We start from the raw sequence: 20,738 nt of genomic DNA on the forward strand, positions 1-20,738 counted from the left end.
AGACAGTCTCCTTGCGTAACCCACGTGTGTCACCGGGTTTGCTCCGGCCCGGCCCGCGCGGTGCACAACAGGCCGATCTCTGAATGATCGTTTTCGGGTGGATATGCCGAACGGTCAATCCCGATCTGTTCGGAGCTGATCACCATCGCTAGGGTGCGGCGCGTCCCCGCAGTTACGCCCGCCCCCGCCGCCCCCCGCGGCCGGGCAGACAACCGATCGGAACGGTGTCGCCGTGACCAGGATCCTCCGTCAGCACGTGCTGACGAACTACGACGGCTGGAAGCCGGCACCACCGGTGACCGGCTCCCCCTCGACCCGGCCCCGGGGCGCCGTCCGCGGCAACGCTGAGGAAGATCCCGCTTTTCTGTCAAAACCTCAAACAACCTGCTCTTCATGCGATATGACTTGCAGCGCCACGGATCGACCGTGCGCGGAGCAGTATGAATACGATGAAGGGGATGTCGTGGGGAAACTGTCCACAAGGGCTTCGATAGCGGCATTGGCGGCGTTGGTCGCGGCCTCCGTGCTGCCCGGTCAGGCCGGGGCCGCCGCCCCGCCCTCGGTCTGGGTCGCCAGCGGCGCCGACCATGTCTTCTCGTCCTCGCCGGCCCCCCAGCGGCCGACCGGTCCGGTGACCATGTTCGCCGCGCGGAACGAGGTCCAGACCGCCCAGATCGCCGTCCGCTCCGGGGGGAGCCTGACCGGTCTGTCGGTGCAGGCGAGCGACCTCACCGGACCGGGCGGGGCGGTGATCCCGGCCTCCAGGATCACCGTCAACCGGGAATACAACCACCCGAACATCTCGAAGAACAACAGCCCGCACCGCCAGGACCCGCCGAACGGCGGCAACGAGTACTACGACGCGCTCGTCGGCAACGACCCCTACAACCTGGCGACCAACACCACCCAGCCGTACCACTACAGCGTGGCGGTGCCCCCCGGGCAGGCGCCCGGCACCTACACCGGGAAAGCCACCGTGAAGAGTTCGGCGGGCCCGGTGGACGTTCCGGTCTCGGTGACGGTGTACGCGGCCGAACTGCCCCCGACGAACCGCTCCACCTTCCGGCTGAACAACTGGTTCACCTCGGCCGGCTGGGACTACACCCTGACGGCCAGTTCGATACCCAGCCAGTACGGAGTGGACGCGTACTCCCCCGACTGGTGGACCCTGATGGGGAACATCGCCAAGAACCACGCCAAGCACCGCAACAACACGGTCTTCGCGGACTTCCAGGCACTCGCCATCCCCGGCACCACGCTGGTGAACGGCACCTACACCTTCGACTGGACGACCTTCGACCGCTTCGTCCAGCTCTTCCAGGACGCCGGAGCGCTCCAGTACATCTACACCCCCCACCTCCTGGAGGACGACGGCTCGAACGTGGAGGTCCTCGTCACGGACGGCAGCGGCGGGGTGCGGATGGCCCGCGTGGCACCCGGCTCGGACCAGGCCGAGAAGTACCTCGCCGCCGCCCTGCCCGCGCTCAAAGCCCACCTCGACACCAAGTGCCTGGACGCGGGAACGGTCTGCGCACCGGGCCGCCGGTGGAGCGACGTGTTCTACCTCTCCGCGTCCGACGAGCCCAACCCCGCCAACACCGGCTGGGCGGCCAACTCCAACTGGCTCTACCAGCGCTTCCACCAGTACTTCCCGCAGGGCATGACCAACGAGGCCCACCTGTGGACCGGGCCCTCCGTCGACAACACGCTCTCCACCCTCACCCCGCACGTCGACGACGACTACGACGCCAACGCCGCCTACTACCAGGACAAGCGCCTGGCCGGCAAGGACCTCTGGCTCTACTTCAGCGGCAGCCCCGAGGACGGCCACGCCAACCGCCTCATCAGCTACCCCCTCTCCGACTCCCGGCTGACGCCGTGGATGGTGTCGGCGATCGGCGGCAACGGCTTCCTCCACTGGGGCTGGAACATCTGGTCGGAGTGGGACGCCAACGCCGGCAAGTACAAGGGCGTCGACACCTTCAACGGCTGGACCAGCGGCGACCCGTTCCTGGTGCGCCCGAACCCGAAGCCCGGTGCGCCCGACGTCTTCGACAGCATGCGCAGCGAGGCCCTGCTCGCCGGCGTCCAGGACTACGAGCTGCTCAAGCAGCTCGCCGCCACCAAGCCGGTCCTGGCCCACGCCCTGACCTCGTCGCTGATCACCAGCTCCACCGAGTTCACCACCTCGGGCACCGAGATCGACTACCGCCACAAGCAGATCCTCGACGCCCTCACCTCCCCTGGACCCGACGCCTCCTACCCGTTCACCGACGACTTCTCCTCCGGCGCCGACACCCAGTGGCGCCACACCCACGGCTCCTGGTCCGTCACCGGCGACCAGGGCTACGCGCAGACCAGCACCGGTGACGAGTGGAACAACGTCGCCGCGGTGGCCGGACGCGCCTACGGGGACGTCGCCGCCTCCGTCGACGTCCGGATCACCGGGACCAACGCCAGCGGTGGCAACGCGAACTGGGCCGGCCTGACCGTCCACAGCCAGAACCCGGTCGACCGCCAGACCGGCTACCTGGTGGCGCTGCGCAACAACGGCGAGGTCTTCGTCAACCGCGGCAACACCATGCTGCGCACCGCCAACGTGCCCGGCTTCACCCCCGGTCAGACGGTCACCCTGCGGGTCGTCACCCGCGGCTCGACGCTCGACGTGTACGCGGGCGCGACGAAGCTGATGTCCGTCGACGACTCGGGCTACCCGGTCGGCAACATCGGGCTCGTCACCGGCGGCGCCGCCGCCCGCTTCGACAACGTGCGGCTCAACCCCGGCACCGACCCCGCCGAGGCCGCCGCCGTCTCCGCCACCAGCAGCTACGAGGCCGACGGCTGGAGCAGCGCCGCCCTCACCGACGGCCGCCGGTCGCTGCCGACCGGCACCCTCGGCTGGAGCAGCATCAACAACGTGTCCACCGACCACACCGAGTCGGTCACCGTCGACCTCGGCTCGAACCGCCGGATCAGCCGGCTGGACCTCTTCGCCCGCGCCGACGGCGCCAACACCGGCCTGGGCTTCCCGGTCGACTACACCGTCCAGGTCTCGACCGACAAGAGCACCTGGACCACCGTCGCCGACCGGCACGACCAGCCGCGGCCCGACGCCTCGGCCCAGGCCGTCGCGTTCGCGCCCACCGACGTGCGCTATGTCAAGGTCACCGGGACCAGGCTGCGGACCGACCCGCGCGGCAACTACCACATGCAGCTCGCCGAGATCGAGGCCGCCGGCGACAACCTGGCCGCCAACCGGCCGGTGACCACGTCGAGTTCGATCGAGGGCTCCGGCTGGGGCCGCGCCGCGGCCACGGACGGCGTGCTGAACTCCGCCGCGGGCTACTCGATGGGATGGAGCAGCCTCAAGTCGCCGACGGCGGCGGCCAACGAGTCGGTCGTCGTGGACCTCCAGGGCGCGAGCCGGATCGAGCAGGTCCGGCTGACCCCGCGCACCGACGGCGCCAACACCGGCCTCGGGTTCCCGGTCGACTACACCGTCCAGGTCTCGACCGACGGCACCACCTGGACCACCGTCGAGGACCGCCACGACCAGCCCCGCCCGGGCGGCACCCTGACCTTCCCGTTCGCACCGGCCACGGCCCGCTACGTGAAGGTCACCGGCACCCGGCTGAGCACCGACCAGTTCGGCGACCACTACCTGCAGCTCGGCGAGATCGCCGTCTCCTGACGGTCCGAGGCCCTGTCGCTCTACCGCTCGGCCGCCCTGCCGCCCTGTCGCGCTCAGAGCGCGGTGCGGCAGGCCTCCCGATGCTCGGCCACCTCCTTCGGGTGGCCGAGCATCGGGCAGTGGTCGCCGGACAGCTCGTCCGGTCGCAGACCGAGGCGCTCGGCGACCCCCATGAATCCGGCCGGGAAGAAGCGGTCGTCGGCGGACAGCAGGAACCTGGTCGGCACGTCCGGCCAGGCGGCCGGCGGCCACGGCCGGGCGAACGGGGCCGGCGAGGCGGACCGGCGGTCGACGGCGCGTGCCCCGGGGGTCAGGGCCGGGGCGTGGCCTGGTCCTGGACGCGGCCCTGGAGCGCCTTGGAGAGCTCCGCGACGCAGGCCGCGAGCTGCCCGGTCGTCAACTTCCCCGGGTCGTCGCCGCATCCGCCCGCCGGCGGAGCCGCGGGCGCGGAGGGCGAGGCCGGGTTCGGCGACGAGGACGGGGACGGGGCCTGGGGAGGCCGGCCGCCCGGCGCGGTGATACTGCCGTTCAGCGAGACCAGATTGGGCGTCACCCGGGCGTCGCCGGAAAGGTCGATGTAGTCCTGGGTCTGCCCGTTGAAGTCCACGAAACCGCGCCACTTGTCCCGGCCGAACGGGATGATCTCCTGCAGCGCACCGTCCTTCCCGGCACTGATGGTGATCGACGTCTGCTGCGCCATGTACGACACCATCCGGCTGGCCAGCACGTCCAGGTTCACCGACGGGTCGTCGTCGCCGCGCACGTACACGTGCAGGTCGTTGAGGCCGCCGCCGGCGCGGTCGGCCTGCACGACGGCGAAGGCCACCACCAGTTGCGAGGAGCTGTCCCTCGGCACCAGCGGCGTCACGTAGTAGAGGTGCCCGTCCGCCTTCGAGCGCAGCAGGAACTCCCCCGGGTTGGTGGCGTTGGTCGCCGCCGAGGTGTGCGCGTAGCCGAAGCCTCGGTCGTCCTTCGCGCCGCGCCCACCGAGCCACTGCACCTCGTGGATCTGCGAGCGGACCACCGAGGCCGGGTACACCGCCCCCGGGAGTTCGCCCGGGGCCACGTTCGCCCGGTAGGACACCTCCGGGCGGCCGTCCGGCGAGCCACGCAGCACCAGCACACCGGCCGGCTCCAGCACCGTGCGCTGCCGGAAGCCGGTCTGCCGCGCCACCGAGATGACCACCACCGGCTGGGCGGTGCGCGGGTCGGTGCCGTCGCAGTAGCCCCAGATGTCCTGGTCGCTGTAGACCAGGCCCGGGAAGCGCTCGGCGAGCAGGTTGCGCAGGCTGACGGCCCCCGTCCCGCCGAAGGCCCGGCGGAAGGCGTGGTCGCCGCGGAAGGCGCAGGTGACCACGGAGTTCGAGCGGCCGTCCCAGACGGCGACGCCCTCCATCGGCTGCTCGCCGGAGCCGTCCAGGACGGCCGTCCACACTCCGCCGCCCGCCGAGTCGTCGGGCAGGTAGTGCAGGCTGTGCCCCAGCAGGTGGATCCCGGAGGTCAGGCCGGCGCTGTCGGTGAGCGCCTTGGTCGCGGCGGCGTAGGAGGCGGTGCGCGCCTCGAAGTCGAAGTCCGGCATCGGCGCGGTCTTCACACAGGCCGGCACGTCCGCGGTGCCCACCAGGTCGCAGCGGCCGCCGTCGCCGGGGCGGGTGTGCTCGGTCACCGGCAGCACCGAACGCGGTGTGCCCGCGCCGCCGGCCGGGATGTCGAGCACGGTCGCCGCCGCGTAGAAGCGGCCAGCGTCCTTGTCGGCGTCCCACAGCCCGGTGCCGGCGCGCGCCAGCGAGCCGGCCATCGCGACCACGACCACCGCCACGGTCAGGCGTACCCGCCACCCGCCGAGGCCCGCCCCGGCCTCGTCCGCGATGTGGACGACCCCCCACACCGTGCCGCACAGCCCCACCGCGACCCAGAACCAGAACAGCGGCGCCGCATCCAGTGGACCGCCGTTCGGGAAGAACTCCCGCTCGATCAGCAGCAGATAGCTCTGGTCCTGCTGCCCGAAGCCGCCGAACGCGACGTGCTTGACCAGCCGGACGACGAACGCGAGCAGCGGCATCCACAGCCACCAGACGGCCAGCCCCACCGCCCCGCCCCGCACCGCATGCCTGACACGACTCATCACACGCCCCCCACTCCGCGCCCCGCCGCCCGCTCGCTCCCCCGTATCCGGGCCTTTGCCCCGTCCTTCCCACCCCGCCCGTCCGGCAAGCCCGGCGGCGGCGGTTGATCGGCGGGCGGGCGGCTCCGTTCGCGGGTCCCGGACCTCAGTCGTAGGAGGGGACGGCGCGAAGGCTCGGTCGGTTCCGGGAACACCGGAACGGGGTGGCGCGGCAGAACGGCGCAGGCCGGCCTGCCCGGGGTGCGGGCCGGGCCGGCGACCAGCAAGGCCCGCACGGCCGTCCCCGAACACGGCCCTGCGGTGCGCCATCAGCCATGCCTTCCGCGGTCGAGGACCCCCACATGCTAGGAGCCTCGATGAAACGCAGTGCTACCGCAGGCCGGTTACTGACCGCGGCAACCACCCTGACCGTGCTGGCCGGCACCATCGCCGCCACTGTGGGCCCAGCCACCGCCGCGCCCACCCCCGCGCCGCCCAGCGCCCTGGCCGCCGCCGTCAACGCCGCCGACGCCGCGGCCGCCGCGGCCGCCGCCGGCCTGGATGCCCTCGCCAAGGGCCCGGACGAGACGTACGAGCGCACGAACGTCACCCCCTGGGTCGGCGGCCTCTACTCCGTCGCCTACGAGCGCAGCTACAAGGGCCTGCCCGTCGTCGGCGGCGACGCCGTCGTGCTCGCCGACTCCCAGGGCAAGGTCCGCGGCCTCCAGTCCGCCGCCTCCGGCCGCATCGGCGGCGCCACCACCGCCCGGATCAGCGCCCAGAACGCCGAGAAGACCGCGCGCACCAAGCTCGCCGTCGTCGACTCCGTCGACTCCCGCCGCCCCGTCGTGCGCGTCAAGGACAGCGACAGCGGCCGCCTCGCCTGGGAGACCGTACTCGGCGGCGCGGACGCGGCGGCGTCAGGCGCGGAACGTGGTGCGGTAGTCCGTCGGGGAGGTGCCGACGTGGCGGTGGAAGGCCGCCCGGAAGGCGGCGGGGCTGCCCAGGCCGCTGAGCCGGGCGACCTGTTCGACGGGGGCCGCGGTCGTCTCCAGGAGCTCGCGGGCCCAGTCGATGCGGGCGGCGGTCAGCCAGGCCATCGGCGAAGTGTCCGTCTCCTGCTGGAAGCGCCGGATGAAGGTCCGCCGGGACATGTGCGCGCGGCGGGCCAGTTCGTCCACGCTGTGGCGGTGCGCGAGGTTGTCGAGCATCCAGGCCCGGACCGGGGCGAGTTCCTCCCCGCGGTCGGCGGGCCGGAAGCGTTCGATGAACTGCGCCTGGTCACCGGGCCGTTGGGGCGGGGCGACGAGTGCCCGGGCGCGGTTGTTGGCGGCCGCGGCGCCGTGGTCGCGCCGGATGATGTGCAGGCACAGGTCGATGCCGGCGGTGACTCCCGCCGAGGTGAGGATGCCGCCGTCGTCGACGAAGAGCCGGTTCGGACGTACGTCGATCCGGGGGTACCGGCGCTGCAGGGCGGCGGCGTCCCGCCAGTGGGTCGTCGCGGGGCGCCCGTCCAACAGCCCGGCGGCGGCCAGCGCGAACGCCCCGGTGCAGATCGACACCAGCCGTGCGCCTCGGGCGTGCGCGGAGCGGATCGCCGACAGCGCGGCGGCGGGCGGCGCGGCCTGCGGGTCCTCGTAGCCGGGGACGACAACGGTGTCCGCGTCCCGCAGAGCTTCCAGCCCGGCCGGTGCGGTGACGGTGAACCCGCCGCTGCGGACCGGCCCGGCCGCCGGGTCCGCGCAGACGGTGACCCGGTAGTGCGGGTCCGTGCCGAAGGTCTGCACCGGGATGCCCAGGTCGAGCGGGAGCACCCCCGGAAGCGCCAGCACCGCGACCCGATGCTCCTCCACAGCCGACATGGCACGATCCTAGCGGTACCTGCCCCGCGTGCCACTGTCACCGGCCGGCGGAGCATTCGTAGTCTGCGCCCATGGACTTCTCACTCGACCTGCCGTCCGGCCCCCTGGCCGAAGCCGTCCTCTCCACCGTACGGGCCTCCGAGACCCCCTCGGTGGCCAATCACAGCGTGCGCAGCTTCCTCTTCGCCGAGCTCGTCGCCGCCCACGAGGGATGCCTGGAGGACGCCGCGTACGACCGCGACCTGCTGTTCGCCGCGACCGTGCTGCACGATCTGGGCGCGGGTGACCTGGCGCCGGGCGCGGCCCGCTTCGAGGTGGAGGGCGCGGACCTGGCGGCGGATCTGCTGCGGCGGCACGACGTTCCCGAGGCCGACGTCGACCGGGTGTGGGAGGCGATCGCCCTGCACACCTCGCCCGGTATCGCCGAGCGCCGCGGCCTGCTGTGCTACCTCACCCGCGAGGGCGTGGGCAGCGACTTCGGGCGCAACGCCGCGGTCGTCTCCCCGTGGGAGAAGCGGATCCACGCCGCCCATCCGCGCCTGTCGATGGTCCGCTCCCTCGTCGACGCGATCGTGGAACGGGCCGCCCGGTCGGACGCCGCGTCCCCCCGCTACTCCCTCGGCGGCGAACTGCTGCGGGAACGCCGGGCCGACGGCGTGACCGAGTTGGAGCGCGCCGCGGCCTCCTGCCCCTGGGGGGAATGACCCGGGGCGGGGTGCGCGGCCGGGCGTAGGCTGTCGAGGTGGAACCACCGCCCGCCAGCCCGTAGGCCGGCAGGCAGGCGGCGGTCACGCCGCTGCTCAGGCCCGCGTCGGCTTCGAGGACGGGGCGGACGTAGGTGTAGCCGGCGAAGTGGCCGAGCACGACGAAGGCGGTGACGGCGATTCCCACGGCCACGCCGCGGTGGCGCAGCGCGGCGGCCGGCCCGCCCGGCCGTCCGCCTTCGGGCACCGGCGGTGCGGGCAGCACCGGCACGACGGCGGCACAGGCGGCGCCGAGGGCGGCGAGCGTCCAGAACGCGAAGCGCCAGTCGAGCAGCGCGGCCAGGAAGGTGCCCAGCGGGACGCCGAGCACGGAGGCGATGGAGACGCCGGAGAAGATCAGCGTCATGGCGAGGGCGATCCGCGGGCCTTCGGCCAGGCGCGGGCCGAGGCTCGTGACCAGGCCCCGGACGATGCCCATCGCCCACCGAGCAGGATCCGGCCGACGGCGGGGACGGCGAAGTTCGGCGCCAGGACGGCCCTGCGCTCGCGCCGGGCGACCAGCCTCGGGGTGAACGGGGCGAGGGCGGCGGCGATCAGGCCGGTGACGGTGAGGGAGAGTCCGGTGACCCCGTCGCTGACCCCGAGGCCGTGCGCCATCGCGGTGAGCAGACCGACCGGCATCATCTCGGAGGACACCACGGTGAAGATGGCGAGCACGACGGCGAGGACCGGCGACCAGCGCTACGGGATGGCGGGCGGAGCGGCCGGTGGTGCGATGGTTCGTGGGTTCGTCATGCGATCAGCCCATCAGCCGGAGGAAGGGCCGAACACGATCGATGGGCTCACCGATCGTGAGGCGCGCCGCCCCGCCGGTCGCGTGTCACCCGTCGCCGGGAGCCGGGTACCGTGACCTCCGAGGCCGGCTGCGGCAGCGGCAGCGGCACCGATCGACGGAGAGGCGGAGAACGGATGACCCTGGAGGAGGACCGCCGCGTCAGGCTGGCCGAGGACCTCGGGATCGGTGAGGCCCTCGCCGGGGAGCCCGGGGCCGTCGTCGGGTTCCTCGCGCTGGGAGCCGGGATGGAAGGCACCGTCGAGCGGGTGAACGGGGAACTCCCCCAGAGCCAGGAGGTCCGCGAGTACCAGCGACTCAAGGCGCTCTTCGAGGACTACGGGCACACCATGCCGGAGGCGAGCCGCGAGCGGCTGGAGGCGGAGATCGCCGAACTGGAGCCGCAGTGGGCCGCGTACCGGGGGCGGGGCAGGCGGGTGACGGTCCGGGTCCGGTGGGACAACGGCCTCGTCCTCGACCAACTGCACGAGGACGTCCTCTCCGTGCTGTGACGGGGCGCGGTCGGCCGTCGCCCGCGACACGGGGGGATCAGAGGTCGGGCTCGGTCCGGGCCCAGCTCTTCCCGTTGTGGAAGTAGGCCGCCGCGTCGCGGATGCCCGCGGTGCGGAAGGGGCGGCCGTGGTCGTCGACGCGAAGCCGGCCCTGGCGGTCACCGCAGCTCCAGACCAGGTCGAGGTACCAGGAGACGTCCTGCCCGGCCGTGCTGGCGTCGATGTTGATGACCTGCGGATCGGTCGCCGAGACCCGGTAGGGGAGGGTCGAGAGGGTGGACTTGCCGGTGCCGTCCTGGGCCGGCACCGGGGTGGCCCAGGGCGCCGGGGCGTCGAGGTCCACCGCGAAGGCCTCGACGGGTTCGACCCGGCTCGGCCGCCGGGCCGGTGACCGTCCGGGTCCGGGCAGGGCGAGGCCCCGCCGACCCGGCTCGGCGGACGCGGGGGTGTCAGACCAGGCGGTGCATGCCGACCGAGTGCGGGGCGGTCTGGGTGAAGCCGTAGTGGGCGTAGAGGCGGTGGGCGTCGCCGTCGGCGATCAGGGAGACGTAGGCACCGGCGGGGGCGCGGTGTTCGAGTTCGGCGGTCAGGTGGGCCATGATGCGCCGGCCCAGGCCACGGCCCTGGTGGGCGGGCAGGACGCAGACATCGACGATCTGGAACACCGCGCCGCCGTCGCCGACGATGCGGCCCATGCCGACGGTCTCCTGCCCGAGGTACGCGGTCACACCGTGCCAGGTGTGGGGCAGTCCGGCGGCGACCGCCCCGGCGGGGCGGTCGCTCATGCCGGCGGCGGTGCGCAGGTGGCGGAAGGTGTCGACGCTCGGCACGCCCACCCGCAGCTCGTAAGGGTCGGTATTGGTATTCATTCATTACAGGGTAGTACGTGCGGGGGCCGGTGCCGCAGGCGGGAGGGGATCGGAGCCGGGCGGGGGCGACGGGACGGTCGCGGTACGGTGGGACCATGATCTACCGCCACCCCGAACGGGACCAGATCCGGATCGAGGACGTCCTGTCCGCACTCGGCAGCCCCGTACGACTGGCCGCCGTACGGGTCCTGGACAGCGGCGGGGAACACAACTGCGGCAGCGTGCTCACCACCATCGGGGTCACCGCCAAGTCGACGATGACGCACCACTGGCGGGTACTGCGCGACAGCGGCGTCATCCGGCAGCAGCCCTCGGGCCGGGAGAACCTGCTGCGGCTGCGCCGCGAGGACCTGGACGCCCGCTACCCCGGTCTGCTGGACGCCGTCCTGGTCGGCGCCCGCGACGACGAGGCGCTCGAACCGGCCGCCCCCTCCCCTGCCGCGGACTGAACCCGGCCGGCCGTCAGCCGCTCTCCGGCTGCGCCATCACGCCCGTCGCGGAGCGGTCCAGCAGATGGCAGCGGTACGGGCAGCGGCCACGGCAGGCATCGAGGGCGGTCTCCGGACTTCCAGAAGGAACGGGACGTCAAAGCTCCGGCAATCGCACAGCTTCGGGAAAACGCCCGAGCCGGGTTCACGCCATTCCAAAAACGCTGGACCCTGCGCCGGAAACCCGCGACCGACCATCCGTCAATGACACCGTTGACCGACTGGACAGATCCGCCGCGAAGGCGATCGCCGATCGCGACGTCCCTGCCCGCCTCCGGCCGCCCGCTCGGCAAGGCTCCGCACCACCGGTCGCGACATTCCGTGTTCCGTGTTCAAGCCCCCTCGCCAGGCCCCCTCGCCAGGCCTCCCCGCCACCGCCCCCGAGCCGGATCGGCCCTGCGGAGTAATCTGAAACTGGTCGGCGTGGAGGAGGCGAACTGCCATGCGCGAACTGTCCGAGCACATCACGACGCCATCCAACGGAGCGGACACCCCTGTCGCGGTTATCGGGGCAGCATGCCGGTTCCCCGGAGGAGCCACGGATCCCGCCTCGTTCCGGAGACTCCTCGCGGACGGCACCGCCACGATCGGCCCGGTGCCGGAAAGCCGCTGGACCGAACGGCAATTAGCGGGGCTCGACCCGGACATCGCGGAGCGTCTGCGCTGGGGGTGCTTCCTCGATTCCGGCATCGGCGGCTTCGACCCCGGACTCTTCGGCATCAGCCCGGACGAAGCACCCTGGCTGGATCCCAACCACCGGCTCTCTCTGGGGGTCGTCTGGGAGGCGTGCGAGCATACGGGAATTCCGGTGTCCTCGCTCGGCGGGGCCCGTACGGGCGTTTTCGCCGGCGTTTTCTCCCGCGACTACACGCTGTGGGCCCGGCGTCCCGCGGGCCGCACGAGCGCCTGTTTCGGCTTTTCCAGCCACGGCACGCTGGTGTCTTTCCTGTTGGATCTGCACGGTCCGGGCATCGCCGTGGACACGGCCTGTTCGTCCAGCCTCGTCGCCATTCACCTGGCGTCCCAGAGCCTCCAGCGGGACGAGTCGGACCTCGCCCTCTGCGGAGGTGTGCAGCTGATCCTCGCGCCCGGGCCGGGGGTCTCCTACGCCCGGTGGGGGATGCTCTCCCCCACCGGGCAGAGCCTGCCGTTCGACGCGGAGGCCAACGGGTTCGTCCGTGGTGAGGGGGGCGGAGTCGTCGTCCCGAAACGCCTGGCGAACGCCCACCGTGACGGGGGCCGGGTCCTGGCCGTCATCCGGGGAACGGCGGTGAACCAGGACGGGCGCTCCGCAAGGCTGACCGCTCCCTCGCAGGCCGCGCAGGAGGCCGTCTTCCGGCGGGCTCTCGACCGGGCGGCCGTCGAGGCGTCGCGCATCGACATGGTCGAGGCCCACGGACCGGGGGCTCCGGTCGGCGATCCCATCGGGTTCGCCTCGACGGCGGCGGTGTACGGCCAGGGTCCGAGTCCGTGCGCGCTCGGCTCGGCCAAGGGGGGACATCGGGCACACCGAGGCCGTCTCCGGTGCCGCCGGACCGCTGAAGACGGTCCTCGCGCTGCACCACGGCATGATTCCCCCCTCGGTGGGCTTCCGGCAGCAGAGCCGGGACCTCGCGACGGACGGCACCCGGCTGTCGAGCATCGGTCCGGACTCCCTCATGGCGCTCGCCCTGCGGAACAGGCTCGAACAGAGCCTGGGGATGAAGATCCCACGCACCGTGATCCGGACCTCGCCCTCGATCTCCGCGCTGGTGGAGAACATCCTCATGAACATCGAGCCGACGGTGTGAACCGTGCGTACCGGGATCAGCCCCGCAGGCCCCGGACCAGGGGCGGGCGGGATGAGAGCCTCCTCCGTCGACCTCCCCGCCGGCCGGTTCCGCTACCGCCACTGGACCGGTGCCCGGCCGGACCACCCGCCCGCCGTCCTCCTCCACGGTGCCAGCCGCTCGTCCCTCACCTGGACCCGCACGGCGCGGGACCTCTCCCGCCGGGGCGAGGTCTTCGCCCCGGACCTGCGCGGCCACGGGGAGAGCGTCAAGCCCGCGGACGGGCACTACGGTCTGCGGACCGTCGCCGATGCCACCGCCTGGGCATGCACCTGGCCCGGCTCGAACTCGCGATCCTGCTCCGGGAGCTGTTCACCCAGCTGCCCGGAATCCGCTCCACCGCGCCTCCCCGGTCCTTCCAGCTGGGCGGTGCCCTGTCGGTCTCCGAACTCCCCTGCGACATCGCATAACTGGCCTATGAAACCGGGTGAATGAACCATGAAGTGGAACGAACTGACGATCACGGGCCTGGGCGTCTTCATGCCGCCGGCCACCCCGCTCTCCGAGGCCGTCGAGACGGGCCGCTACGACCCCCGTGACAACCGGCTGAACCAGCTCGTGGCAACCCGGATCTCCGCCGCCGAGTCCGCACCGGACATGGCCGTGTCCGCCGGGCGCCTCGCGCTCGGCCGGTCCGGGCACGAACCCGGCGAGATCTCACTGGTCCTGCACGCCAGCCTCTACCACCAGGGACAGGACTTCTGGACACCTGCCTCCTACATCCAGCACCACACGGTCAGCGGGGGCGGCCCCGCGGTGCACATCCAGCAGGGGTCCAACGGAGGACTCGCGGCATGGGAGCTGGCAGCGTGCTTCATGGCGGCGGACAGCAGCCGGAGCGCGGCCCTGGTGACCACGGCGGACCGCTACTGCGATCCGGGATTCGACCGGTGGAACAGCGACATCGGAGTCGTCTACGCGGACGGCGCGACAGCGACGGTGCTCTCCCGGCGGGCCGGCTTCGCACAGATCTGCTCCATGGTCTCGACCTCGGACCCGGAGCTGGAGGAGATGTGCCGGGACACGACCGGCTTCACCGATCGCCCCCACCAGGACGACAGACCTCTCGACCTGCGAACGCGCAAGCAGCGCTACGTCCAGAAGGCGGGCTACGGGTGGATAGCCGAGCGCCTCGTCTCCGGAACCGAACGGAACATCCGGCAGGCGCTGGACGAGGCGGACACCGACCTGCGGTCGATCCGCCGGGTGGTGCTTCCGAACCTGGGCAGGGGGACCCTCGAATGGGAGTTCCTGGAACCGATGGAGATCGGGCCCGAACGCACCCTCTGGGACTGGGGACGGCACGTGTCACACCTGGGCGCGGGAGACCAGGCCGCCGGCCTCGCCCACCTGGCCGAGACCGGGCAGCTGCGCCCTGGGGATCACGTGCTGCTGGTCGGCGTGGGGATCGGGTTCAGCTGGACGAGCGTGGTGGTCCGGATCGACTCTCCCCCCGTCTGGCCCGAGCAGTCCGCGGCCGCCCCTTGAGTACGCCCGCGCGGCACCTCCGGGCCCTCGCCCCGCCCGGGCCGGGCCGCTCGGATCGGCCGACGGGTAGGGCGGGAAACGGCTTCGGTGGGTCCGGTGGGTCATGGGGCGTCTTGGGGGCGGTCCTGCGGTCGATCCTGTGGTGGGACCGTCAAGACCGGTACGGGTCAGGCCGTGATACTCGGGTGATCACCGATCCGAGGGCTGGCGATGCGACCGAAACTGAAGTCCGACGTGCTCTATGTGCCCACCAGCGACGGCGTGCACGTGTTCGGCGCGGGAGCCGACATCGCGCTGAACGGCCGGTCCGCCTACCAGTGGCTGGACCGCCTCGCACCGCATCTCAACGGTTCGACCGAGCTCGACGACCTGGTCCGCGGCCTTCCGGAGGAGAAGCGGGGCGTCGTCGACACACTGGTGCGGCGGCTGCACGAGGCCGGCTGCCTGGTGGACGCCGCCGAGGACCTCCCGCACGGCCTGACCGCACGGGAGCTGGAGACGTACGCGGCCGAGATCGCCTTCGTCGAGTACCACCGGGACTCCGCCGCCCGGCGGTTCGAGTCGTACCGCGACAGCGCGGTGGTGGTGCTGGGCGCGGGCCCGGCGTTCGTCGCGCTGGTCTGCTCCGCGCTGCACTCGGGGGTCCGCCGGCTCCGCGCCGTGCGGACCCCGGAGACCGCGACCGACACCGCCCGGCTGGCCGAACTGGCCGCCGAGGCACGGCAACGCGACCCGGGACAGACCCTGACCCAGGTCGAGCTGTCCGACGCGGAGCTGGCCGGGCTGGCCGGTGCGGACGTGGTGCTGCACGTGGCCTCGGCCCACGGGGTGGAGCGCGCCCTGCGGCTGGACCGGCTGTGCCGGGCCTCGGGCACCCTGCTGGTGCAGGGCGTGGTGCTCGACGACGTCGCCTGGCTGGGGCCGGCCGGTCCGGCCTGGGAGTCGGCCTGGCTGCGGCTGGGCGCCCACGGCCCGTACCGGGAGGGCGAGTTCCTCACCGGTCCTGCCGCCGCCGTCGTGGCGGGCCACCTGGGGCTGGCGGCGTTCCGTGCGGTGACGGGCGTCGCCGCCGCCGAGGACGGCAGGCTGACCAGGATCGACCTGGAGACCCTGCGGACCTCCACCCACGCGTTCCTCCCGCATCCGGCGACCCGGCCGGCCCAGCCGGAGAGCGAGACGGCGTTCACCGAGCGGATCGACCGGCTGAGAAAGGCCGGACCGATCGACGAGCAGGAGTTCTCCGCCCGGGCGGCCCGCTGCTTCGACCCGCACGTCGGCGTCCTGCGCCGGCTGGACGAGCGGGACTTCACCCAGCTGCCGCTGCATGTGACCGAGGCCGTGCCGCACACCGCCGGTGCGGCCCGGGTGTTCGGCGCGGGCCTGGACTTCGCCGAGGCGCGGCGGTGTGCCGCGCTGCGCGGCCTCGCGCGGTACGCGGCGGTCTCGGCCGACCCCCGCAGGTTCGGCCCCGGCGCCACGGTCCGGGGCTGGGACGTCACCGGCCGGAGGGCGAGGGCGGTGCCCGCGGCCGAGGCGTTCGTCCGGGGAACGGGGCTGGCGGCGCGGCTGAGCTGGGACAACGCCGTGACCGACGGGATCGCGCAGCACTGCGCCGCCCTCGCCACCGCCGATGTCCTGGTCGGCCGGGCGCGTCCGCTCGCCCTGGACCTGGCCGGCGCGGCGCCGGATGCCAGGGCGCGGCGGTACCTGGGCCTGCTGCGGTCGGCGGGGGGCTCGGTCGCCGTCGCCGACATCGGCGGCGCCCTCGGGATCGCGGTGCTCGCGTGGTGGCAGGAGGGGCGGCCGGTCGCGGTGACGTGCGGTCCGGGAGCGGTGGCCGAGGGGCTGGAACGGGCACTGCTGGACCGCCAGGCCGCCCTGACCGGCGAGCACGCCTATGCCCCGGCCCTCGTCCCGGGGCTGGGCCCGGCGCCTGGTCCGACGCCCGGCACGGGCTGGCCCGACCTGCCGGAACTCCTTGACATGGCAGGTGCATTGACGACTCGTCATCTACACCCGGTGGCGGTGCCGCTGGACCACGATCCCGCCGTCCACGAGGTCCTGCCCGCCGTGCTCCGGGTGGTGCTGACCGATGGGTGAGGCCACGTGGACGGGTGAGGCCGCACCCGCCCCGGACCTGGTCGGCTCGGCTGGCCTCCGGTTCTGGTGGCGCACCTTCGAAGCGGTCCAGGAGCTGTTCGCGGAGGGGCACGGGCAGGAGGGCGACGAGGACGACCCGCTGCCGGCCAAGGTCTTCCGCGGCCTGCCGCGCCACGTACTGAGCGAACCGGCCCGCCGGATCGGCGACGCGCGGTGGTCCTTCCCCGGATTCCTGCGGGCGCACGCCGGGGGCGCGCCCCGCCTCACCGCGCTGGACGAACCCGACCTGTCGACACTGCTGCAGCACGCCTACGGGCTGGTGCGGATGGAGCTGGGCCCGCACGCGGCCTGGCCGTACCACCGGGCGGTGGCGTCCGCGCGGTGCTTCCACCCGGTGGAGCTGTACCTGTGGCTGGCCCGTCCGGCCGACGCGCTGCCGGCCGGCTGCTACCACTACGACCCGGCGCACCACGCGTTGACCGGGCTCAGGCCCGGTGGCCTCCCGACGGAGCTGCTGGCCGCCACCGGCGCGGGAGGCGAGGACACGCTCGCCCTGGTGGTGGCCGCGGTGTGCTTCCGCAAGTCGGCCTTCCGCTACCGCGATTACGCCTACCGGCTGTGCGCGCAGGAAGTCGGCATGACGGTCGGGAACGTGCTGCTGGTCGGCGGTGCGCTGGGTCTGCGCGCACGTGTGCACCACCGGTTCGACGATGCCGTCGTCAACCGGGCGCTCGGCCTGGACGGGGTGGAGGAGACCGCCTTCGCGGTACTCGACCTGGGCCCCGCGCGACCGGCCGCGACCGGGGCGACGCCCCTGGACGGCGAGCCCATCGAGCCCCGGACGCCGCTGCCACCGGCACCGCTGCCACCGATCCGGCCGTCGCACCTCCGCACCAACACCGTTGATCCGGCCGCCTGGTCGGGCCTGGCCGAACTGGACCGGGCCAGCCGGCTGACCGGCACCGACACCGGCCTGGCCGCGCCGGTGGAGCCGGCCGCCTTCCACCTCCCGGCCGACCGCCCCCGTTCCGCGCGTCCGATCCCGGCCTCGGGCGAGGAACCACCCGCCGGGGGCGTCGAGTTGGCGCGGGCCCTGCGGGCGCGTGACTCGGGCGGGCGGATGTTCCTGCCCGATGGCGCCGCCCTGCCCGCCCGCGAGCTGGCCGGCCTGCTCCGGTACGCGCTGGAGCCGGTGGCCTCCGACCACACCGAGGCGGCCTGCCGGCCGCTGGCGGACTGCCATGTGCTGGTGCTCAACGTCGACGGCGTGCCCGCCGGCCTCTACCGGCTGGACGCCGAGCCCTCGTTGGAGCCGGATCCCTCACCGGAGCCGGAGCCCTGGCGGGACCCGGAGCCCCGACCGGACGCAGGTCCCCGGCCGGTCGCCGCGCCCGAGCTGGTCCCGCTGCCGGGTCGCGCGTGGCACGGCGTGGTGTCCATGCTCTGCGACCGGACCCCCGCCGTGAACACGGCGAAGGCCAACGCGGTGGTGTTCCTGAGCGTCGACCGGGTCCAGGGAGACCGCTGGTTCGGCGATCGCGGGTACCGGATCCTGCACCACGAGGGCGGCATCGTCGCGCAGCGGATCAGCGTGCTCGCGGCCGCCGCCGGTCTCTCCGCCCGCATCACCAACGGCTACCACGACGGTGCCGTCCGCGCGCTGATCGGCGCCGGTCCCGCGCAGGTGCCCGTCTTCACCCTCGTCCTGGGCCGCCGTCGCGCCACCGCACAGTACGAACCGCCGCTGACCTGGTGATCTCGCGGACCGAAACCCCCGGCCCGCGAGATCCTACGGCCCGGTCTTCGGTCCGACCGTCAAGACCGGGGGCCGCCCGCCGACACAGGATTCGGGGTGGGTGGACCGGATCCGGTCCACCCGTCACAACACCCGACAACCGGGAGAAAGGGGACACCGATGGAGACGAACCTGGTCCTGGACCTCGCTGACCTCAGCGTGGACGAGCTCGACATCCTGCCGACCTCGCCGGGCGCGAGCCTGGAGTCGATCAACGTCGGCCACGCCATGGTCGAGATCGGCGCGTCCAACTGCACCTCGACCGGCACGCCCGCGAGCTGCTGCTCCTGTTGCTGCTGCTGACCTGACCGCATGACCGTGCCTGGCGGACAGCCAGTCCGCCGGGCACGGGCGTGTGTCACCACCCCCGGCGAGAGAGGAAGAGGCGAGACGATGACCCACGCCGCCCCGGGCACGACCCACCCGACCGGTGTCGCCGTGCTGGGCACGGGCCTGCTCGCCGCCGCGATCCGCGCCGCCGTCCACCGCACGCACCGGCGGGTCGCGGACACGGACGCCGACTGCGCCGCGATCGTCACCGCGGACGACGGCTGGACCACCGGCACGGCCCCGCACCGGTCCGACGCCGGCTGGCTGCCGGTCCGGGTCGAGTTGGGCAACGTCGTCATCGGCCCGTACGTCACGCCGGGCCGGACCGGCTGCGCGCGGTGCGCCCGAACCCGGCGGGAGCGTGCGCTCGGCCCGGACAGCCCCCGGGCCGCGCTGGTCCACCGGTTCGGCGACCGGCTGGCCGACCGCACCACGCCCTTGCTGTCGGCCTGGGCCCGCGACACCGTCGGCGGACTCGTGGCGGCGGAGCTCGTGGCACACACCGAACGCTCCGAACCCGCCGGCCGTACCGGACGCGCCGGCCTCGCCGCACCGCCGCGCCGCACCACCGACGGCATCCTGGTGCTCTCCCTCACGAGCCTGGCGGTCGACGCCCACCCGTTCCTCCCCGATCCCTCCTGCCCCCAGTGCGGCGGGCTGCCCCCGGACGAACCGCCCGTCCTGATGGGGACGCCGCGGCCGAAGCTCGGCCGGGACACCTACCGGGTCCTCGACCTCGGGGCCGGCTGGGACGGGCTGGTGAGGACCTACGTGGACGGCCGCACCGGCGTGGTCCGCCAGCTCGACGTGCGCACCGACTACCGCTACCCGATGGTGTCCGCGCCGCTGCACCTGCCGGGCGGCGAACAGGAGGCCGGGTTCGGCCGGGACCTCGACTACGCCGGCTGCGAGCGCACCGCGCTGGCCGAGGCGCTGGAGCGGCTCGGCGGTGCCCGGCCGGGTGGCCGGCGCACGGCGGTCCGGGCCGGCTACGGCAGCGTGGCCGAGCAGGCGCTCTGCCCGACCGAGCTGGGCCTGTACCCGCCGGAACGGTACGCGGAGCCGGACTTCCCCTATCCCCCGTTCGATCCGGACCAGGAGCTGAACTGGGTCTGGGGGTACTCGTTCGCCCGCGACGCGCCCGTGCTGGTGCCCGAGGACTACGCCTACTACCGCACCCGGCACGGCAATCCGCTCGCCCGGCCGCTCGCCTACGAGGTGTCCAACGGCTGCGCCCTGGGCGGCTGTCTGGAGGAGGCCGCGCTGCACGGGGTGGTGGAGCTGGCGGAGCGGGACGCCTTCCTGCTCACCTGGTACGCCCGGCTGCCGGTGCCCCGGGTGGACCTGGCCACGGTGGCCGAGCCGCGGGTGGCGATCCTGGCCGAGCGGATCAGGCAGGACAGCGGTCACCGGGTGGTGGCCTTCGCCACCACCCCGGAGCACGGCATCCCGACCGCCTGGGTGATGGCGGTGCACCCCGGGCCCGGCCCTGAACCGGCCGCGATCTGCGCGGCCGGTGCGCACTTCGATCCCGAACGGGCCCTGCTCAACGGGCTGTTGGAGCTGGCGGCGAACCTGGGCTGGAACCGGTCCGCCTACCGCGCCGAGTCGGCCAGGATCGCGGCGATGGTCGCCGATCCGGACCTGGTGCGGGAGATGCGCGACCACGCCCTGCTGTACTGCCACCCTGCCGCGTTCGACCGCTTCGGCTTCCTGTTCGGCGGCGATCCGGAAAACCCGGGCGACCCCGGTGACTTCGGCAACTCCGGCGACGGCAGGAGCACCGGTACGGGCTCGGGCGCCGCCCTCCCGGTGGCCGAGGCGTTCGCGCGGGCCACCTGCCGGCCCCGCGGCGAGGACCTGCGCACCGACCTGGCCGAGGTGGTCGCGCGGTTCACCGGCCGCGGCCAGGACGTCGTCGTGGTGGACCAGACCACGGACGAGCACCGGGCCGGCGGCCTGGCCTGCGCCAAGGTGATCGTCCCCGGACTGCTGCCGATGACGTTCGGCCACCGCATGCGCCGCACCACCGGCCTGCCCCGGCTGCGCCACCTCCCCGCCGAACTCGGCTACCGGGCCGGGCCGTTGGCGCCGGATCAGGTCAACCCCCACCCGCATCCGTTCCCGTGACCGG

General features: G+C 73.3%; 17 protein-coding genes and 4 pseudogenes. 14 read left to right on the top strand and 7 right to left on the bottom strand.

The genetic code is table 11. From position 1 onward, the window contains the following. The first annotated feature begins 499 nt into the window (after positions 1-499). Positions 500-3,691 carry a discoidin domain-containing protein gene (locus AB0P06_RS17740; RefSeq protein ID WP_363608210.1) on the top strand — a complete coding sequence of 1,064 codons (3,192 nt, stop codon included), beginning with the start codon at positions 500-502 and terminating at the stop codon, positions 3,689-3,691. 53 nt (positions 3,692-3,744) lie between these two features. Here AB0P06_RS17740 and AB0P06_RS17745 read toward each other — a convergent pair whose 3' ends face one another. Next, positions 3,745-3,918 carry a hypothetical protein gene (locus AB0P06_RS17745; protein ID WP_363608211.1) on the bottom strand — a complete coding sequence of 58 codons (174 nt, stop codon included), beginning with the start codon at positions 3,916-3,918 and terminating at the stop codon, positions 3,745-3,747. An 83-nt stretch (positions 3,919-4,001) separates the two neighbouring features. Then, complete coding sequence (locus tag AB0P06_RS17750) at positions 4,002-5,816, bottom strand: hypothetical protein (RefSeq protein WP_363608212.1); 1,815 nt, start codon at positions 5,814-5,816, stop codon at positions 4,002-4,004. 356 nt (positions 5,817-6,172) lie between these two features. Between AB0P06_RS17750 and AB0P06_RS17755 the strand changes: the two are divergent. Next, positions 6,173-6,508, top strand: a pseudogene (locus AB0P06_RS17755) (M4 family peptidase); the annotation flags it as partial. Positions 6,509-6,715: 207 nt separating this feature from the next. Here the strand turns inward: AB0P06_RS17755 and AB0P06_RS17760 are convergent. Then, the gene (locus tag AB0P06_RS17760) at positions 6,716-7,657 is read right to left on the bottom strand and encodes a helix-turn-helix domain-containing protein (protein WP_363608213.1); all 942 of its coding nucleotides are present in this window, start codon (positions 7,655-7,657) and stop codon (positions 6,716-6,718) included. A 71-nt stretch (positions 7,658-7,728) separates the two neighbouring features. Between AB0P06_RS17760 and AB0P06_RS17765 the strand changes: the two genes are divergently transcribed. After that, entirely contained in the window at positions 7,729-8,361 is a 633-nt protein-coding gene (locus AB0P06_RS17765) for an HD domain-containing protein (RefSeq protein WP_363608214.1), read from the top strand. 70 nt (positions 8,362-8,431) lie between these two features. Here the strand turns inward: AB0P06_RS17765 and AB0P06_RS17770 are convergent. After that, positions 8,432-8,839: pseudogene (locus tag AB0P06_RS17770) on the bottom strand (MFS transporter); the annotation flags it as partial. Further along, complete coding sequence (locus AB0P06_RS17775; RefSeq protein ID WP_363608215.1) at positions 8,764-9,078, bottom strand: hypothetical protein; 315 nt, start codon at positions 9,076-9,078, stop codon at positions 8,764-8,766. The gene AB0P06_RS17775 and the pseudogene AB0P06_RS17770, both read right to left, overlap by 76 nt. A gap of 252 nt (positions 9,079-9,330) precedes the next feature. Between AB0P06_RS17775 and AB0P06_RS17780 the strand changes: the two genes are divergently transcribed. After that, positions 9,331-9,705, top strand: a complete 375-nt coding sequence (locus tag AB0P06_RS17780; protein ID WP_363608217.1) for a hypothetical protein — start codon at positions 9,331-9,333, stop codon at positions 9,703-9,705. 37 nt (positions 9,706-9,742) lie between these two features. On the opposite strand, the gene AB0P06_RS17785 is transcribed toward AB0P06_RS17780, so the two are convergent. Next, positions 9,743-10,048, bottom strand: a complete 306-nt coding sequence (locus AB0P06_RS17785; protein WP_363608219.1) for a hypothetical protein — start codon at positions 10,046-10,048, stop codon at positions 9,743-9,745. A gap of 106 nt (positions 10,049-10,154) precedes the next feature. After that, the gene (locus tag AB0P06_RS17790) at positions 10,155-10,574 is read right to left on the bottom strand and encodes a GNAT family N-acetyltransferase (protein WP_363608221.1); all 420 of its coding nucleotides are present in this window, start codon (positions 10,572-10,574) and stop codon (positions 10,155-10,157) included. Positions 10,575-10,669: 95 nt separating this feature from the next. On the opposite strand from AB0P06_RS17790, the gene AB0P06_RS17795 reads away from it, so the two are divergent. The 10 genes and pseudogenes from AB0P06_RS17795 to AB0P06_RS17840 all read left to right on the top strand — a co-directional run bounded on the left by AB0P06_RS17795 (position 10,670) and on the right by AB0P06_RS17840 (position 20,734). Then, complete coding sequence (locus tag AB0P06_RS17795; RefSeq protein ID WP_363608223.1) at positions 10,670-11,023, top strand: helix-turn-helix transcriptional regulator; 354 nt, start codon at positions 10,670-10,672, stop codon at positions 11,021-11,023. Between the two features lie 481 nt (positions 11,024-11,504). Then, positions 11,505-12,539: pseudogene (locus AB0P06_RS17800) on the top strand (polyketide synthase); the annotation flags it as partial. Between the two features lie 22 nt (positions 12,540-12,561). Then, on the top strand, positions 12,562-12,852 hold the full coding sequence (locus tag AB0P06_RS17805; RefSeq protein WP_363608315.1) for a phosphopantetheine-binding protein: 291 nt from the start codon (positions 12,562-12,564) through the stop codon (positions 12,850-12,852). Positions 12,853-12,903: 51 nt separating this feature from the next. Then, positions 12,904-13,134: pseudogene (locus tag AB0P06_RS17810) on the top strand (alpha/beta fold hydrolase); the annotation flags it as partial. Positions 13,135-13,157: 23 nt separating this feature from the next. Beyond that, positions 13,158-13,301: a hypothetical protein gene (locus AB0P06_RS17815; protein ID WP_363608325.1), complete on the top strand. Its 144-nt coding sequence runs from the start codon at positions 13,158-13,160 to the stop codon at positions 13,299-13,301. A gap of 28 nt (positions 13,302-13,329) precedes the next feature. After that, positions 13,330-14,379, top strand: a complete 1,050-nt coding sequence (locus tag AB0P06_RS17820; RefSeq protein ID WP_363608225.1) for a ketoacyl-ACP synthase III family protein — start codon at positions 13,330-13,332, stop codon at positions 14,377-14,379. A 210-nt stretch (positions 14,380-14,589) separates the two neighbouring features. Further along, positions 14,590-16,479, top strand: a complete 1,890-nt coding sequence (locus AB0P06_RS17825; protein ID WP_363608227.1) for a hypothetical protein — start codon at positions 14,590-14,592, stop codon at positions 16,477-16,479. After that, entirely contained in the window at positions 16,472-18,235 is a 1,764-nt protein-coding gene (locus AB0P06_RS17830; RefSeq protein ID WP_363608229.1) for a SagB family peptide dehydrogenase, read from the top strand. Before AB0P06_RS17825 ends, AB0P06_RS17830 begins: the two co-directional genes overlap by 8 nt. 159 nt (positions 18,236-18,394) lie before the next feature. Further along, positions 18,395-18,577, top strand: a complete 183-nt coding sequence (locus AB0P06_RS17835) for a hypothetical protein (RefSeq protein WP_363608231.1) — start codon at positions 18,395-18,397, stop codon at positions 18,575-18,577. 90 nt (positions 18,578-18,667) lie between these two features. Next, positions 18,668-20,734, top strand: coding sequence for a TOMM precursor leader peptide-binding protein (locus AB0P06_RS17840; protein WP_363608233.1), 2,067 nt, complete (start codon positions 18,668-18,670; stop codon positions 20,732-20,734). The last annotated feature ends 4 nt before the right edge of the window (positions 20,735-20,738 follow it).

Origin of the sequence: Kitasatospora sp. NPDC088351 (assembly GCF_040685575.1) — a bacterium.
GTDB lineage: Bacteria > Actinomycetota > Actinomycetes > Streptomycetales > Streptomycetaceae > Kitasatospora.